Source organism: Rhodococcus sp. NPDC057014 (assembly GCF_042673295.1).
Taxonomy (GTDB): Bacteria; Actinomycetota; Actinomycetes; order Mycobacteriales; family Mycobacteriaceae; genus Rhodococcus_F.
Map to the genome: position 1 here is coordinate 1 of NZ_JBHUSF010000238.1, position 14,375 is coordinate 14,375.

A 14,375-nucleotide genomic window follows, 5' to 3' on the forward strand; every position below is an offset into this window, starting at 1 on the left:
TGCGCCGGCGTCGGCTGGGCCGGCCGCATTCTGTCGAAGAAGGGCCCGCACGACCTCGAACTGTTCCGCACCGTCATCACCGTCAACCTGCTCGGAACGTTCAACGTGATGCGCCTCGCCGCCGACGCCATCTCCAAGACCGACACCGTCGACGAGTCCGGGCAGCGCGGCGTCGTCGTCAACACCGCGTCCGTCGCCGCGTTCGAGGGGCAGATCGGCCAGATCGCGTACTCCGCGTCCAAGGGCGGGGTGCACGGCATGACCGTCCCCGCCGCCCGCGACCTCGCCCAGTTCGGCATCCGCGTCAACACGATCGCCCCCGGCATCATCGACACCCCGATGCTCGCCGGCGTCACCGACGAATACCGCAAGGGCCTCGAAGCCGGTGTCCCGTTCCCCTCCCGCCTCGGGCAGCCCGCCGAGTACGCACAACTGGTCCAGATGATCGTCGAACACGACTACCTCAACGGTGAGACCATTCGTATGGACGGCGCTCTGCGCATGGCGCCGCGGTAGGCGGCTCCGCCGCCCGTGCGTGGTTAACGAGTCTCTGGACTCCTTTCCCACGCACGGGCGCGAAGCGCCCTTCCTGGAGGTGAGCATGGGGTTCTACTCGGACCGGATCGTTCCGCGGCTCGTCGACATCAGTTGCGGGCTGAAGTTCACGGAGCCGTCGCGACGACGCGTCTGCGCCGGGCTGCGCGGGCGCGTGGTGGAGATCGGATTCGGGTCGGGTCTCAACGTCCCGTTCTATCCGGCGGCCGTCGAGTCGGTGAGCGCCGTCGAACCCGCCGACCTCGGCTGGAAGCTGGCCGGCAAGCGCCTGGCGGCGTCGACGACGCCGGTCGAAAGGTCCGGCCTCGACGGTCAGTCACTCCCCTTCCCCGACAACAGTTTCGACACCGCACTGTCCTCCTGGACGATGTGCACCATCCCCGACGCCGACGCCGCACTGCGGGAGATCCGGCGGGTCCTGAAACCCGGCGGCACACTGCATTTCGTCGAGCACGGTCTCGCCCCGGACGAGAACGTGCAGCGCTGGCAGCGGCGGCTCGAACCGATCCAGAAAACCGTCGCCGGCGGTTGCCACCTCACCCGCGACATCCCCGCCCTGGTCACGAATGCCGGTTTCGACATCCAGGACCTCGACCGCTTCTACGAGACAGCCGCACCGAAAATCGTCGGCGCCTACTCACTCGGGGTTGCGGCTTCGCCACCCGTGCGCGCCTGAGGAGTCCGGGGACTCGTCAACCACTCACGGGGCGCTAGGCTGCTGTCGATCCGTGAACAGACGAGGGGGGCTTCGTGGGGACGTTGAAAGCTGATCTGGAGCAGCTCGAAAAGCTGGGGGAAACCTTGCACGGGCTGGCCGACGAGGCGGGTGGTCTGAGAACCGGCCCGGCCGCCGGCCCCTACCTGTCGTCCGCAGGAGGCGTGATGGCCTCGGTCATCGAGGCGTCGGGCATCTCCGCGGATCTCGTGGATGCAGCGCTCGTGCCGGCGATCGAGGAACGACTCGGCGAGACCGGCGACGTGATGATCCATGTCGCGCAGGAGTACCGGAACCAGGACGAATCGTCAGCCGACCGGTTCGTCGCCGCGTACGCGAACGCCACCGGCGAGTGGAGCGGTGAAGCATGAGTCTCACTCGCACCCAGATCGAGTCCTGGAATCCCGCGTCTCTGACCGAGATCGGTGACGCGTGGATCGCCCTCGGCACCAAGGTCGAAGATCTTTTCACCCGATACGTCGACGGCGTGACCAAGGTCAACGACGCCTACTGGGAGGGCAAGACCGCCGAAGCCGCCCAGAACCGGGCGAATGCCGACAAGAAGACGGCACTTGTCGTGGTGGATCAACTGGAGGCACTCGCCGGCCGCGCGAAGCAGGGTTTCCACGACGTCGACGCACCGCTGCAGCGTGCGCGGATGGCGATCGTGGCCGCCGAGTCTGCGGGTTTCCGGGTAGCCGACGACCTGACGGTCACCGATCCCGGGACCCCCGATCCCGACAACGATCGCGTGAACGACATGATTGGGTGGCAACGCGACATCGCCGACGCCGCGTCGGCGACGGAAACTGCCGACGCAACCGTCAGGGACGCACTCGCTTCCGCTCGCGACGGGCTGCGGGCAACGTTCACCTCCGCCGCGGCGCTGGGCTCCGATCAGGGCGCGTCCGACGGGACGCAACTCGTCTCCGACCCCGCCGGATTGAATCCCGAGCAGATCCAGAGGCTGACCGAGGCCGGGGAACTGACCTCCGAACAACTCGACGCGGTGAACTCCGGCAACGCCGCGACGATCCCTGCGTCGCAGATGGAGTATCTGAATCAGGTCAGCCGGTCACTGGACGGGAAGAGCCCACAGGAGATCCAGCAGATCATGGACAAGCTGCCTCCGGACTCGGCGCGCGCCCTGGCGAACTCGCTTCAGATCGTGTCGAACGACAAGATCACGGCCACCGTCAAGGGCGACTCGCAGGTGCCGACAACCGGTGGCCTGAACCTGCTACCCGACAGGATGGTCGAATCGCTGACCCGGGACGATCTCGTGACCCGCGATTTCAAGATGGTCGGACCCACCGGTGCGTCCAGCGTCGAACTGAACGGAGTCGCCGACAACCAGGCCATTGCCGACATCGTCCAGGCGGGCGATGCGCAGTACAAGAGCGGCAGCAGCCTCGACCAGCACCTCCTGGAGGTCGGCCGCCAGTACCTCGACGCCCAGGTCGCGCACGAACAGAACCCGAACCACAAATTCGAGTACTTCACGGTCGACGGCCGGGGAACGGAGAACACGGCGATCACCGAAGGCATCTTCACCGCCGTCGGCGACGACAAGATCGCCGTCCAGAACGCGGTCACCCAGCCCGATACCGGCCAGAATCTGGTTCGCGACGTCCTCACTCACAACTGGTCAGACAACGGGCAGGCGGCAGCCTCGATGTTCCGGTTCGACGACGCAGAGGCCACTGTCGAGGACCCCGGCAACCCGGCCGACGTCGAAGCCGCGACACGCAGCGGGCAGATCATGTCGGCCGTCGCCGAGAACATGAGTACCGACTGGGACACGCTCCGAGGGATCCCCGGCACCGACGGGCAATCCGTCGGGCAGGTCAACCCGGACCTCCTTCGGACCATGTCCCACAGCATGAGTCCGTACATCAGCGACCTCGCGGGCGCCGGACGACCGGAGAACCCCGGCTTCGACATCGGCATCTGGGCAGACCCCGCCGACAACAACCACTTCGGCGGCTCGTCGAACGTATTCGCCGTGATGAACACCGATCCCGAGGCCGGAACACACTTCACCCAGTACTCGATGCAGGAAATCCTTGCCGCCGAGGGCCGGTACGCCCACGACCCCGCGGCACCCCTGGCCGGTGGCGACCTCTCCACCGCAGGCCGAATCCACGGCCTCATGGACAGGGGACTACTCCTCTCGACAGAGGACAGCTACAGCGACAAGGCCGAACAAGCACAGGCCATCTACGACCGCAAAGCCGCGGCCTACGGCGCTCTCACCAGCATCGGGTCCGTAGGCCTGGACCGCCTTCCCGGCGGGGAATTCATCAACACCATGATCGACGCGGGTGGCGACCCCCTGCAGGACGCCGTCATCGGCAAGGCGCCGGGGCCGGCCCCCTCCGTCGCACTGGAAGCTCCGGACTTCTACCGCGACTACTACAACATTCTCCAAGCGACGCCGGAGCTTCCCGCGAACTTCCGACAGGAATATTCGTGGGCATTCGACGAATCCGGAAATCTCCTGTCCTGGGACGACGTGCGGTCGAATCCCAATCTGGATCTGCGGTCGAAGGACGGCTACCAAGACATGTTCAACCATCTTGGCGACCCCGCTGACGGCAACGGCGAGCGCATCCGGAACGGCTATGACGACGTGGTCCGCAATGATGGGTAATCGCGGAGCGCGGATCGTCTGCGCTGCCGCGGCGACGATGATGCTCGCATCAGGGTGCGGAGTGGATTCGAGCGATGAACCGACACCGGCGCAGCCACTCCGAGAAGTGCTGTTTTCCAACGTCTGGTCAGCCGATACGGGGGTCGACTTGCTCGGCAGGGATGCCGAATTGATACGAGCAAGCTACGAGGCCGGCGACTTCACAGCATTCGTGGGACTGGAGAACTCCTACCCAGGTTTCGGCACAGCTGTGGGTGGCGAGGCCCATCCTGGCGATCCCGATATCGAGTACTTCATGACCGCCCACGAGGCCGAGAACGGCACTCAGTTTCCGGGAACAAGTTTCGCGCACATCACTGCATTCGAGTCGACCGAGGCTTCCCTTGCGGCAACGGTCTGCAATTACTCCATTTTCCTGCAGGCCGGTACGAATATCTCGCTCAACCCGCTCAACATGGCGTTCCGCATCGAACTCGAGCGAACCGCTGACGACCCGGGTCAGCCAGGCGTTCCGGACACCGACCCCGCCCAGCAGGACGCTCGTGCGCATCGGGTGCCGACGTGGAATGTGTTCGAGGGCTGGAAGATCACCAAGCTCCACTACCTGCGACGGCTGGACGGTGATGTCATTCCTCAGGGCTGTACGGATTGGTGGCAGCAGCAGTTCCCGGCATTCGCCGCGAATGCGTCCGGCAACCTCGTTCCACCTCCCGGTTTCGAGCCGCCGACGATGCCTGTCGCCGTCCAGTATCCGGAGTGGATCGGGCCCGCGAATTCGGAGTAGGCGGCTTCGCCGCCCGTGCGTGTGTAAGGAGTCCCTGGACTCGTCAACCACTCACGGGACCCGACTCGGTGGCGGCATCGCCGGCGTGAGGGGTAGTGTTCGCCCGCGACGCGACTGTGGGGGTCGTGCGGTCACACCGTGCTGCGGCTGGGTGCGGCGCGAGACGTCAAGGGGGGATTCATGTTCGACCGTGAAGGCCTGCGGGTGCGTGAGCAGGAACTGCAGGGTCAAATCGATTCGATGCTGGCCACACTCGACCGGCAGACGCAGGATCTGCATGCCGCTCAGCAACAGGTGGCACAGCTACGCGTCACGGGTGAGTCCGCCGACGGGCTGGTGCAGGTGGTGGTGAACTCCGTCGGCGGGGTGATCGAGGTGCACCTGGCACCGGACGCGTTCCGGCGCTCGAGCCCCGAATCGCTGGGACGCGCGATGACCGACGCCGCCCGCCGCGCCGGCGTGGCCGCGCACGCGGAGTCGATGCGCATCATGGGATCGATCGTGTCCGCGACCGCGACCCTGCCGGATCTGCCGGACCTCGTTCCCGGCGCGCCGAGCCTGCGGGACTTCCTCCCGCCGCTGGTCCCCGAGGGCAGTGGTACCCCGTCGGATCCGGATCCGGAACCGGCCCGGGACGATCACGGCGACGGGTCGTGGAATCGGCCGCTGCTGCGGGACGGGTGGCAGTGAGCGCGCAGCTGTGGGTGGACCCGGCGCATCTGCGCGGCGTCGCACCCCGATTCGACGCCCTGTCGCAGCGGATGGCCGAGGTCGCCGCCACCTTGACCGCGACCCTCGACGGTGAGGGTGAGTGCTGGGGCGCCGACGAGACCGGGACGGCGTTCGCGAGCGGGTATCTGCCGTCCGCGGACGCGGCCGAACACTCGCTGGGGTTCGCGGTCGCCGCGTTGGCGGCGGTCGGGTCGAAGCTCCGGAGTACCGCCGACTCGTTCGACGACACCGACCGCGGCACCGCGTCCAGCCTCGCCGGGCTGTTCTGATGGGCATCGAGGTTCCGTGCGGGGTCCGCTGGTTGGCGGAGAAGGTGGTCGGGGCGGACTGGCCCGATGCGGACGAGACGGCGATGGAACGGCTCGGGCAGGGGTGGAAGGACGCCGGCACCTCGCTCGACGAGATCATCGACGAGGCCGATGCCGCGATCCGGTCGGCGTTGTCCGGTGTCAGTGGTGACGTCGAGACGGCGATGGCGCAGGAGTGGGCGCGGATCGGTGCGGACGGTGCGTTGCGCGAGTTGTCGGAGTTGTTCCACGAACTCGGGGACATGCTGGACTGGTCGGCCGACGACGTCCGGGTCGCGAAGCTGTCGATCATCGCGGCGCTGGTGGTGCTGGCGGCCGAACTCGTCGCGGTGGCCGTGGCCAGCGCGATGACGTTCGGTGCGGCAAGTCCGGCCGCGTTCGCGGCGGAGACCGCCACGCAGGTCACCGTACGGATGATCATGCGGCAGCTGATCACCTCGATCCTCAGACGCGCCGCCGTCGGCGCTCTGAAGGGCGCGGCACAGGGTGCCGGCCTTCAAGCAATTCTGGAGACTGCAGTCCAGGTGTACGAGAACAAGGAAGGACGACGCGACGGATACGACCTCGGTAACATCGCCGAGGCCGGCGCGAAGGGTGTAGTCAGCGGGACCGTCAAAGGTGCGCTCAACGGTGTCGTCGGCATCGAGAAGATGTACGACCCTCGCGGTGTCGTCACGGGATACGTCGGCGCCGAGGCGCAGAATGCGACGGTCGGAGCCAACCGGGCACCCGGATTTATCGTGGATGAGGCACTTTCGCGAACAGGGCTCGACGATGCGATCGCCGATCTCAGCGGGCAGCCGGATGGGGACACACAATCGTGAGCGAAGCCTGGACACTCGATGCGCGGGGGCCGGTTCCGGTAGGCCCTGAGCGATACCCGTCGCCTCGCCGACTCCGTCGCACGTTGGCATTCGTGATCGATGCCGGCCTCCATCTCGGCGTCGCCGTTCTCGCCGATAGCGTCGGGGGCGCTGTACTTCCACCCGAGGACTCCATGGTGGCGCTTGCTGTCGCCGTTGGCACGTGGATGCTGTTGTCCTTCATGCACCGCACCGTTGTTCAATCGATCTATCACGTCACTCTGGGCAAGTGGCTTCTCGGTTTGTGCGTCATCCGACCAGCGGACGGTCGATGGCCCACCTTCGGCGCTCTGGTGCGGTGCTGGGTCCTGGGGTTCGCGGCATTTCTGTTCCAGGACACACCGACCGAGGGTAAGGACGGGTTTCCGCTCGTGGTACGCGGCAGGGACGTTCACCAGTAGCGGCTTCGCCACCCGTGCGTGCGTAGGGAGTCCCTGGACTCGTCAACCGCTCACAGGCGGCGGCGCCGCACGTCGTCGACGTAGAACAGGATGAGGGCGACGGCGAGGAGGGCGGCGGGGATCCAGGCGGCGGATCCGCCGAAGTAGCGGGTGGCGAATGCTCCGATGACGGCGCCGCCGGCGAAGCTGCTCACGATGGCGGCGTACACCCGGGTGTGCTGGCGCGATTCGGGGACCTTCTCGATGAATCCGGCGTACGCCGCTTCGGTGAAGCGCATGAGGTTGCCGGTGGTGGCGACGGCGATGTAGGACAGCGATCCGATGGTGCGGAACAGGCCGAACTGCATGGCGGCGACGAACGCGATGGGCACGGTGACGAGTGCGTTGGGGACGTCCGGGGGGACGAACGCGACCGCGACGAGGACGACGATCTGCGCGACCATCGCGATCCGGATCGGGTGGTCGAAGACGCTGTGGGCGAGTTCGCCCTTGAGCAGGTGCGCGAATGCGACGCCGACGATGAACGCGAGGATCGGCCACAGGTGTGCGCGTGCGGCGTGGAAGTGCCGCTCGGACAGGTCGATGGCCATGAGGATGACGTTGCCGGTCTGGGCGTTCGCGAAGACGCCGCCGCGGCTGATGTAGGTGTAGGCGTCGAGGAAGCCGCCCGCGGCGGTGAGGAGCAGCGCGAACCGCAGCGTCGTGGATGTCTTCGGAACCTCCACCTGACCACCCCTACCGTCTCGGGCCCCTGCTGTGCAGCCTAGAGGTCGGAGGCGAGCGGGATCTCGTTCTCGGCCCGATCCGACATCCATTCGCGTAGGACTTTCGTGGCGATGACGTCGTCCTCGTTGTATTGCAGCAGTCGTTCGCGCTGGGTGAGGTCGGGTTCGCCGTCGTAGCCGACGGCTTCGCGGTACCAGCTCATGGATGCTTCGCCGCCGGCGTCGGCGTCGCGCCACCGGAATCCGGCGACGGGGGCGATCTTCTTGAGGCCCTTGCCGCCGGGGCAGATGAACTGGTCGCTGACGGCCTGGTAGATGTCGACCCATTGTGGGCTGTCGATGAATTCGCGGATCTCGGCCTCGGTGGGGATGCCGGGCGTCCCGGCGAATCGGCGGGCGGAGTCCAGCAACCATTTGTCCTCCGCGGACCGTGAATAGCAGTATGCGGCGAAGGTCCTGCCGCTCAGTGCCGCCGCTTCCCGCTCGGCCATCAGCCACGTCCAGAATTCCGCGAACGACCGTGCCTCGTCCTGCGTCGGCACCGGATCCCAGCTGACGAACGGCCGGTACGCGGACACCCCGTCCACGTTGAGCAGCGTCCCCCACAGGTAGGCGCCGTGCTCCTGGTAGCTCTCCATGTCGACGTCGACCTCGACGTCGGCGCGCGTCACCCGGATCTCGGGGAAGCGGCGCACCAGCGGCGCCCCCGCGAGCCAGGCCTTGGCGGTGACGACGGCGTCCTCGAACGCGCCGTGCGGCCAGTCCTCGAGCGGTTCGCGGTCCCACGCCGCGAGGTCGTCGATGGTGTGGCATCCGGCGTCGCGCAGCATGTCGGCCCGCGAACCGGTCGCCACCAGGCTCACGTCGTGGGTTTGCGTGAGTTGTTCCTCGCACCCGGGCCACCACGGGCACGAACGGCATTCGCCGATCCTCGACGGCACGGTCGCCGATTCGCCGCGGGCGACGGCGAGCCGGTCGGCGAAGCGTTCGTCGTAGTCGTCGAGGACGGTGGTGAGGTCGTGCACGTAGATGACGTCGGAGCCGTACCCGATGGCGCCGGCCACGAGGGCGGGACTCGCCAGCCCGTGCCGCTCGAGCATCCGGTACACCTGCGCGACGCGCATCTGGTCGCGGACCTGGCTGCGGGGTTTCCGCGCCACGTCCTCCTGCGGTTTCCACTCGAACATTCCCGACGTCACCGCGCCGCGGCCGGGATCGGTGACCTTGTGGTTGACGACGATCACCGGGATGTACCCACCGTGGTCCTCGTCGCGGAGGAGGATCTCGCAGCGCGCCCTCCGGCCGGCGTCGCGGTCGAGCGGGAGCACGGCTCCCCAGATACGGTCCGCACCCGCCTCGCATGCGGCGAGGGTGTCCTCGGCGCGCCGGCGCAGACTCTGCTCGGGGTCGATCTGCACCCACCGTTCCGGTGCGTGCTCGGTGAGGATCCGGCGGACGTCTTCGCGCTTGGCGGCGGCGGCATCCTGACGTTGGCGGACGCCCGGGTCCTCCGGCGCGGCCGCGAGTTGTTCGGGGAACGCCGCGTCGAGGTGCACCCGGTGACGGCACCGCGTCAGGGCGCTGGCATCGATCACCGTCCCCGACACCTTTCCGGGAGAGGCGTCGGGTTCTGATTGCTGACCGATATGGGAACACACGATGACGAAGATTATGTGCTCCCCTAGGCTGATCCCGAAGCACCGGATGCAGTTGGTAGCGTGGGCTCCGCTGAAACACCAGGAAAAGGGGTCTTTTCGATGGGGTTGTTGAAGAAACGTAAGTCCCGAGCCACCCGCAAGGCGGAAGCCAAGGCACTCCGGCACAAGGCTGGGGTGGAGGCGAAGCTGAGCGCGAAGAACGAACGGAAACGCGACAAGCAGGCCGCGAAGGCCGGGCGCAAGCTCGAGGCTGCCGAACTGAAGTCGCTGAAGAAGGTCGAGAAGGCTCAGATCGCTGCGTTGAAGGCCGAGGAGAAGGCCGCCGCCCAGAAGGGTTTCACGGTCGCCGCCGTCCGCAAGTACCTCGGTGTCGCACGACTACTGACGCCGGTGCTGCTGCCAATCGCCTACCGCGCCGCCACCGTCGTGCGCGGGCAGATCGACGCCCGCCGTGCCGACCGGATGGGTGTCGACGTCGACCAGCTCGCCAACTTCACCGGGCACGGCGCCAAGCTCAGCGCCCGCATCGCCGGTGCCGAAAGCTCCACCACGGAGATCCTCGCGCAGAAGCCGGACGACGCGGAGACGCAGAAGTTCGCCGCCGCCATCCGCGACCGCCTCGGTGATCTCAACACCGCCGTCCGCGCGGCCGAGCAGATGCCGCAGGCCCGACGCAAGGCCGCCCATCACGCCATCTCGTCCGAACTCGACGGAGTGGAAGCCGATCTCCTCGCCCGCCTCGGCGTGCGCTGAACGACCCGAACACCTCGATGTCCCCCGCCCGCCCCGCCGCGACCGCCACCCTTCGGGGGTCGGCGGTCGGTGCGCTCGTCGCCGGTCTCGCGGTCGCGGCGCACGGCATCGGCGGGGGTGGTCTCCCCGAGTCCGCGGCCGTGACCCTGCTGCTCGTCACGTGCGGCGGTGTCGGCGCGGTCACCGCACAGCTACCCGCCCGCTTCCACGGACCGCTCGCGCTCGTGGGGGCCCTCGGCGCCGGCCAGGTGGCCGCGCACTTCGCACTCACGCTCACCTCGCACGTGCATTCGGCGGTCCCCGCCGTGCCGATGCTCGCCGCGCACGCGGCCGCCACCGTGGTCTGTGCGCTGCTGATCGCGAACGCCGAGCGGCTGTACGGTCCCCTCGTTCACGTCTGGCGGGTGGTTCTGCGCGGCGAGCCGCAGCCCGTCTCGGCAGCGAAACCGGCGCACCTCCCCGCGCGTCCCGCGAATCCCGTGGACGCCCTGCTGCGCACGAGCATTTCGCGTCGCGGCCCACCGGTCCCGGTCTGATTCCCACCTCTTCTCCCTTCAGACCTTTCAAAGGACCTTCGATGAATTCCCTCGTTTCCCGTGCCCTTTTCACGACCGGTGCGGCCGGTGGCGCCATGCTCCTCGCGGCCGGTGTGGCCGCCGCCCACGTGACCGTCGTCGCCCCCGGCGCCGAGCAGGGCGGCTACTCCGTCCTGACGTTCCGCGTTCCCACCGAGTCCGAGACGGCGTCCACCACCAAGCTGACCGTCGCGCTCCCCGACCTGAAGTCGGCCCGCACCACGCCGCTGCCGGGGTGGACGTCCGTCGTCGAGAAGGACCCGACGTCGCAGGTCGCGAAGTCCGTGACGTGGACCGCCGACCCCGGAGTCGGTGTCGCGCCCGGACAATTCCAGCAGTTCGAGCTGTCTGCCGGACCGCTGCCGGAGCAGGAAGACGTGTCGTTCCCGGCCACCCAGACGTACAGCGACGGGGAGGTCGTCAACTGGGATCAGGCGGAAGGCCCCGACGGCGCGGAGCCCGACAAGCCGGCCCCCACCCTCACGCTGGCCGCGGCGAGCGGTGAAGACCACAGCCACGACGCCGGAGGTGCCACGACGTCCGAGGAGACCGAGACGACGGCGTCCGGCACCGACGACACCGCCCGCTGGCTCGGCGGCATCGGACTGGTCCTGGGTGCGCTCGGTGCGGCGCTCGGCCTCGGCGCCATGGTCCGGAGCCGTCGATCATGAGACGACGCACCACGTTCACGTCGGTGAAGGTGATCGCGGTCGGGCTGCTGACGATGCTCGCGAGCATGCTCGGCGCCGGCACCGCTCTCGCTCATTCCGTCGTGATCGGGTCCACGCCCGAGAACGGCGCGGAAATCGCGGCCGGTCCGGACCGGGTGAGCGTCACGTTCAACGAGGCGCTGCAGGAATCGTTCGCGTCGCTGACCGTCGTGGGACCCGACGGGAACCTGTGGACCAAGGGCGACCCCGTCGTCGAAGGGCCCACGGTCAGCGCCGAACTCGGCGAGCTGGGACCGGCCGGGGTGTACACCGTCGCGTTCCGCGTCACGTCCGCCGACGGGCACCCGGTGAGCGGCACCCGCACGTTCACCCTCACCCAGGACGGGTCGGGCACACCCGGCGCCGCGGCCGACAGCTCCGGTGAATCCGGCAGCGGCGGAGTTCCGCTGTGGCCGTTCATCGCTGCCGGGGTGGTCGTGTTCGGCGGCGGGCTGTGGTTCGCGCTCCGCAAGCCGCGCGGCGAGAACTGAGCGCGGTGGGTACGGCGCGGCAGTCGTGGCTGCTGTTCGCCGTACCCACGTCGCTCGTCGGGGTCGCCTGCGGCTGGGCGTTGGCGCAACCCGAAGACCCCTCGCCGTCGAGCGCTGTCCGGGCACTGTGCCTGGTGCTCGGTTCGGCGGTGCTCGGGCTCGCCGCGCTGGGCTGGTGGAGTCGCGCCGACAGCCGGCCCCTCGTGCGGGACCAACGACTGTGGCGGTTGGCGACCGCGATCGCCGGCGCGTGGATGCTCGCCGAGGCCGTACTGCTGTCGATGACGGCGGCGGAGGCCGACGCCCTGACGTTGTCGCAGTTGTCGGTCGGGCGGTTCGGCGCGTACGTGACCGAGATCAGCGCGGGACGCGTCGACCTCGCCGTTCTCGTGTGCACCGTCGCGGCCACCGTGTGGTCGGCGGTCGCGTTCCGCCGCAGCGACGCCCGGCTTCCCGTCCCGGTGCTGGTGCTCGCGGCGCTCGCCCTGGTGGCCCGGCCGATCACCGGCCACATGTCGCAGCAGGTTCTCGGCTCGGTCCTCGACGTCGTCCACGCGCTCGCCGCCGCGGTGTGGTTCGGGCTCCTCGCGGCCCTCGGTCTGATGCTCCGGTCGCGGGGGGACTGGTCGTCGTGGCTGCCGCGGTATTCCGTCGTCGCGTGGCGGTGCGTGTGGCTGCTGACCGCGACCGGGATCGTCGACGCGGCCGTCCGGCTGGGCGGGATCACTCCCCTGTTCGACACCGGCTACGGCCGCATCGTGCTCGCCAAGGCGGTGGCGTTGGCGGCGCTTCTCGGGCTCGGCTGGTGGTGGCGGCGAACGTGGGTGGTCCAGGCCGGGGCGCACCGGATCAGCGCGGAAGGGTCCCTGCGGCGCGCGATCGCCGAAGTGGTGGTGATGGCGGTTCCGTTCGGTCTCGCCGCCGCTCTGGCCACCACCGCTTGACCCGTGAGTACTTGTTAACCACGGGCGGTTGATAAGTACTCACGGGTGCAGCAGGAGCTTCCCGCGGCTCCCGCCCTTCTCGCCGGCGCGCTGCGCGTCGGCCGCGTCGGCCAGCGGGAACATGCGGGCCGGCGGGAGGGTCAGCTTCCCGGCGACGACGAGGGCACCCAGCCTGCGCAGTGTCTCCGCGCTGCGGTCGCCGGCGTTGCCGGACGAGAACGTGATTCCCAGCCCGAACGCGGCACCGTCCGACAACGTCACGATCCGGTCGGTGCCCCCGCGCAGTTCCATCGCCGCCTCGAGTCCGCCGAAGCCGAGGTCGAGGACGGCGTCCACGTTGTTCGGCGCGAGATCGCGCACCCGGGCCGTCAGTCCCTCGCCGTACGTCGTGGGGGTCACACCCAACTCCCGCAGCGTGTCGTGGTGCTTTTCGCTCGCGGTGCCGATCACGGTGACGCCGGAGTCCAGCGCCAGTTGCGCCGCAATGGTTCCCACCGCGCCCGACGCACCGTTCACGAGCAACGTCTCACCGGCCTTCAGCTTCAGGAGCCGGAGGCCCCGAGTGGCGGCCTCGCCGGCCACGGGAATGGTGGCCGCGTCCGTCCAGCTCAGCGCTTTCGGTTTCGGCACGACGATCGAGGCGAGTGCGTATTCGGCGTAGCTGCCGGTGTCGGACCAGCCGAACACGTCGTCACCCACCAGCACACCGGTCGCGTCCGGCCCGACTGCGTCGACGACGCCGGCGACCTCGCTGCCGGGGATCTTCGGGAACTGCACCGACATCACCTCGGCCATCGACCCGGACCGCAGCTTCCAGTCGATGGGGTTCACGCCGGCGGCCCGGATGACGAGGCGGACCTGGTTGCCGGTGGGCTCGGGCACCGGCACGTCGTGGATCTCGAGTACCTCGGGACCGCCGTAGGACGAGTAGGAGACTGCCGTCATGGTCTGGTTCGAATTCGTCATGCCCTCAATCTCGTCCTCGGCGGTCCGTCGCGCCAGGAGTTCGGCCGAAGCGTCGATTCCACAACCCTGTCAATTAGTTTAGCGCTAAGATATAGTGACCGGAGCAGCCCACCGAGAAAGCGAGCCTCCATGTCCCTCACCGAAGTCACCGCCCACCACCCCTACAGCCCGGCCGTGGTCGCGGGCGGACTGGCGTTCGTCTCCGGCGCACTGTCCGTCGACGCCGAGGGCACCGCCGTCCCGGGCCGCACCGAGGCGCTCGACGCCGCCGTCGACCGGATGGTCGATCGCCTCGCGACCGTCGGCGGGCAGCTGAAGGACGTCGTCAAGCTCACCTACTACGTCACCGACCTGTCGCTGCGCGAGGAGGCGAACCGCCAGTTCGAGCGCATCTTCGACGAGCCGCGCCCCGCGCGCACGTTCCTCGAGGTGAGCAGCCTCCCCTACGGCGCCATCGCCGAGATCGACGCAGTGGCGGCGGTCGCGGCCCACTGACGGCACCGGCGTCCGACCGCGCCGCGGGTCCCCGTTTCGAGCAATCG

General features: G+C 68.5%; 18 protein-coding genes. 15 read left to right on the forward strand and 3 right to left on the reverse strand.

The window, feature by feature from the left end; genetic code table 11:
• The 9 genes from ACFTZB_RS32795 to ACFTZB_RS32835 all read left to right on the forward strand — a co-directional run.
• On the forward strand, positions 1-516 hold a 516-nt coding region (locus tag ACFTZB_RS32795; protein ID WP_378438021.1), incomplete at its 5' end, for an SDR family NAD(P)-dependent oxidoreductase.
• Between the two features lie 85 nt (positions 517-601).
• On the forward strand, positions 602-1,231 hold the full coding sequence (locus tag ACFTZB_RS32800) for a class I SAM-dependent methyltransferase (protein ID WP_378438024.1): 630 nt from the start codon (positions 602-604) through the stop codon (positions 1,229-1,231).
• A gap of 74 nt (positions 1,232-1,305) precedes the next feature.
• Positions 1,306-1,641 (forward strand): hypothetical protein, encoded by a 336-nt coding sequence (locus ACFTZB_RS32805; RefSeq protein ID WP_378438026.1) that lies wholly within the window; start codon positions 1,306-1,308, stop codon positions 1,639-1,641.
• Complete coding sequence (locus tag ACFTZB_RS32810; protein ID WP_378438028.1) at positions 1,638-3,923, forward strand: hypothetical protein; 2,286 nt, start codon at positions 1,638-1,640, stop codon at positions 3,921-3,923. Before ACFTZB_RS32805 ends, ACFTZB_RS32810 begins: the two co-directional genes overlap by 4 nt.
• Positions 3,895-4,707, forward strand: coding sequence for a hypothetical protein (locus tag ACFTZB_RS32815; RefSeq protein ID WP_378438030.1), 813 nt, complete (start codon positions 3,895-3,897; stop codon positions 4,705-4,707). Before ACFTZB_RS32810 ends, ACFTZB_RS32815 begins: the two co-directional genes overlap by 29 nt.
• A gap of 180 nt (positions 4,708-4,887) precedes the next feature.
• A complete protein-coding gene (locus tag ACFTZB_RS32820) occupies positions 4,888-5,397 on the forward strand; it encodes a YbaB/EbfC family nucleoid-associated protein (RefSeq protein ID WP_378438032.1) in 510 nt (169 codons plus the stop codon).
• The gene (locus tag ACFTZB_RS32825; RefSeq protein ID WP_276136680.1) at positions 5,394-5,708 is read left to right on the forward strand and encodes a WXG100 family type VII secretion target; all 315 of its coding nucleotides are present in this window, start codon (positions 5,394-5,396) and stop codon (positions 5,706-5,708) included. Before ACFTZB_RS32820 ends, ACFTZB_RS32825 begins: the two co-directional genes overlap by 4 nt.
• Positions 5,708-6,571 carry a hypothetical protein gene (locus tag ACFTZB_RS32830; protein ID WP_378438034.1) on the forward strand — a complete coding sequence of 288 codons (864 nt, stop codon included), beginning with the start codon at positions 5,708-5,710 and terminating at the stop codon, positions 6,569-6,571. Before ACFTZB_RS32825 ends, ACFTZB_RS32830 begins: the two co-directional genes overlap by 1 nt.
• 83 nt (positions 6,572-6,654) lie before the next feature.
• Entirely contained in the window at positions 6,655-7,011 is a 357-nt protein-coding gene (locus ACFTZB_RS32835; RefSeq protein WP_378438036.1) for an RDD family protein, read from the forward strand.
• A gap of 50 nt (positions 7,012-7,061) precedes the next feature.
• Here the strand turns inward: ACFTZB_RS32835 and ACFTZB_RS32840 are convergent, their stop codons facing one another.
• Positions 7,062-7,736, reverse strand: a complete 675-nt coding sequence (locus ACFTZB_RS32840) for a YoaK family protein (RefSeq protein WP_378438038.1) — start codon at positions 7,734-7,736, stop codon at positions 7,062-7,064.
• A gap of 38 nt (positions 7,737-7,774) precedes the next feature.
• Positions 7,775-9,331, reverse strand: a complete 1,557-nt coding sequence (locus ACFTZB_RS32845) for a TM0106 family RecB-like putative nuclease (protein WP_378438041.1) — start codon at positions 9,329-9,331, stop codon at positions 7,775-7,777.
• A 162-nt stretch (positions 9,332-9,493) separates the two neighbouring features.
• Between ACFTZB_RS32845 and ACFTZB_RS32850 the strand changes: the two genes are divergently transcribed.
• The 5 genes from ACFTZB_RS32850 to ACFTZB_RS32870 are packed head-to-tail and all read left to right on the forward strand — an operon-like array spanning position 9,494 to position 12,867.
• The gene (locus ACFTZB_RS32850; protein ID WP_378438043.1) at positions 9,494-10,147 is read left to right on the forward strand and encodes a DUF6474 family protein; all 654 of its coding nucleotides are present in this window, start codon (positions 9,494-9,496) and stop codon (positions 10,145-10,147) included.
• A gap of 17 nt (positions 10,148-10,164) precedes the next feature.
• Positions 10,165-10,683, forward strand: coding sequence for a hypothetical protein (locus ACFTZB_RS32855; protein WP_378438045.1), 519 nt, complete (start codon positions 10,165-10,167; stop codon positions 10,681-10,683).
• A 41-nt stretch (positions 10,684-10,724) separates the two neighbouring features.
• A complete protein-coding gene (locus ACFTZB_RS32860; protein ID WP_378438047.1) occupies positions 10,725-11,393 on the forward strand; it encodes a YcnI family protein in 669 nt (222 codons plus the stop codon).
• Positions 11,390-11,923 (forward strand): copper resistance protein CopC, encoded by a 534-nt coding sequence (locus ACFTZB_RS32865; RefSeq protein WP_378438051.1) that lies wholly within the window; start codon positions 11,390-11,392, stop codon positions 11,921-11,923. Before ACFTZB_RS32860 ends, ACFTZB_RS32865 begins: the two co-directional genes overlap by 4 nt.
• Positions 11,924-11,928: 5 nt before the next feature.
• On the forward strand, positions 11,929-12,867 hold the full coding sequence (locus ACFTZB_RS32870; RefSeq protein WP_378438053.1) for a CopD family protein: 939 nt from the start codon (positions 11,929-11,931) through the stop codon (positions 12,865-12,867).
• 39 nt (positions 12,868-12,906) lie between these two features.
• Here ACFTZB_RS32870 and ACFTZB_RS32875 read toward each other — a convergent pair whose 3' ends face one another.
• Complete coding sequence (locus ACFTZB_RS32875) at positions 12,907-13,833, reverse strand: NADP-dependent oxidoreductase (RefSeq protein ID WP_378438055.1); 927 nt, start codon at positions 13,831-13,833, stop codon at positions 12,907-12,909.
• 129 nt (positions 13,834-13,962) lie between these two features.
• Here ACFTZB_RS32875 and ACFTZB_RS32880 point away from each other — a divergent pair, with 129 nt between their 5' ends.
• Positions 13,963-14,328 (forward strand): RidA family protein, encoded by a 366-nt coding sequence (locus ACFTZB_RS32880; RefSeq protein WP_378438057.1) that lies wholly within the window; start codon positions 13,963-13,965, stop codon positions 14,326-14,328.
• The last annotated feature ends 47 nt before the right edge of the window (positions 14,329-14,375 follow it).

What these genes read in the sequence shown, in the direction of transcription:
- ACFTZB_RS32860 (WP_378438047.1), top strand. Translation starts at nt 10,725, where the DNA reads ATGAATTCCCTCGTTTCCCGTGCCCTTTTCACGACCGGTGCGGCCGGT.
- ACFTZB_RS32820 (WP_378438032.1), top strand. Translation starts at nt 4,888, where the DNA reads ATGTTCGACCGTGAAGGCCTGCGGGTGCGTGAGCAGGAACTGCAGGGT.
- ACFTZB_RS32875 (WP_378438055.1), bottom strand. Translation starts at nt 13,833, where the DNA reads ATGACGAATTCGAACCAGACCATGACGGCAGTCTCCTACTCGTCCTAC.
- ACFTZB_RS32800 (WP_378438024.1), top strand. Translation starts at nt 602, where the DNA reads ATGGGGTTCTACTCGGACCGGATCGTTCCGCGGCTCGTCGACATCAGT.
- ACFTZB_RS32815 (WP_378438030.1), top strand. Translation starts at nt 3,895, where the DNA reads ATGACGACGTGGTCCGCAATGATGGGTAATCGCGGAGCGCGGATCGTC.
- ACFTZB_RS32850 (WP_378438043.1), top strand. Translation starts at nt 9,494, where the DNA reads ATGGGGTTGTTGAAGAAACGTAAGTCCCGAGCCACCCGCAAGGCGGAA.
- ACFTZB_RS32810 (WP_378438028.1), top strand. Translation starts at nt 1,638, where the DNA reads ATGAGTCTCACTCGCACCCAGATCGAGTCCTGGAATCCCGCGTCTCTG.
- ACFTZB_RS32855 (WP_378438045.1), top strand. Translation starts at nt 10,165, where the DNA reads ATGTCCCCCGCCCGCCCCGCCGCGACCGCCACCCTTCGGGGGTCGGCG.
- ACFTZB_RS32865 (WP_378438051.1), top strand. Translation starts at nt 11,390, where the DNA reads ATGAGACGACGCACCACGTTCACGTCGGTGAAGGTGATCGCGGTCGGG.
- ACFTZB_RS32830 (WP_378438034.1), top strand. Translation starts at nt 5,708, where the DNA reads ATGGGCATCGAGGTTCCGTGCGGGGTCCGCTGGTTGGCGGAGAAGGTG.
- ACFTZB_RS32880 (WP_378438057.1), top strand. Translation starts at nt 13,963, where the DNA reads ATGTCCCTCACCGAAGTCACCGCCCACCACCCCTACAGCCCGGCCGTG.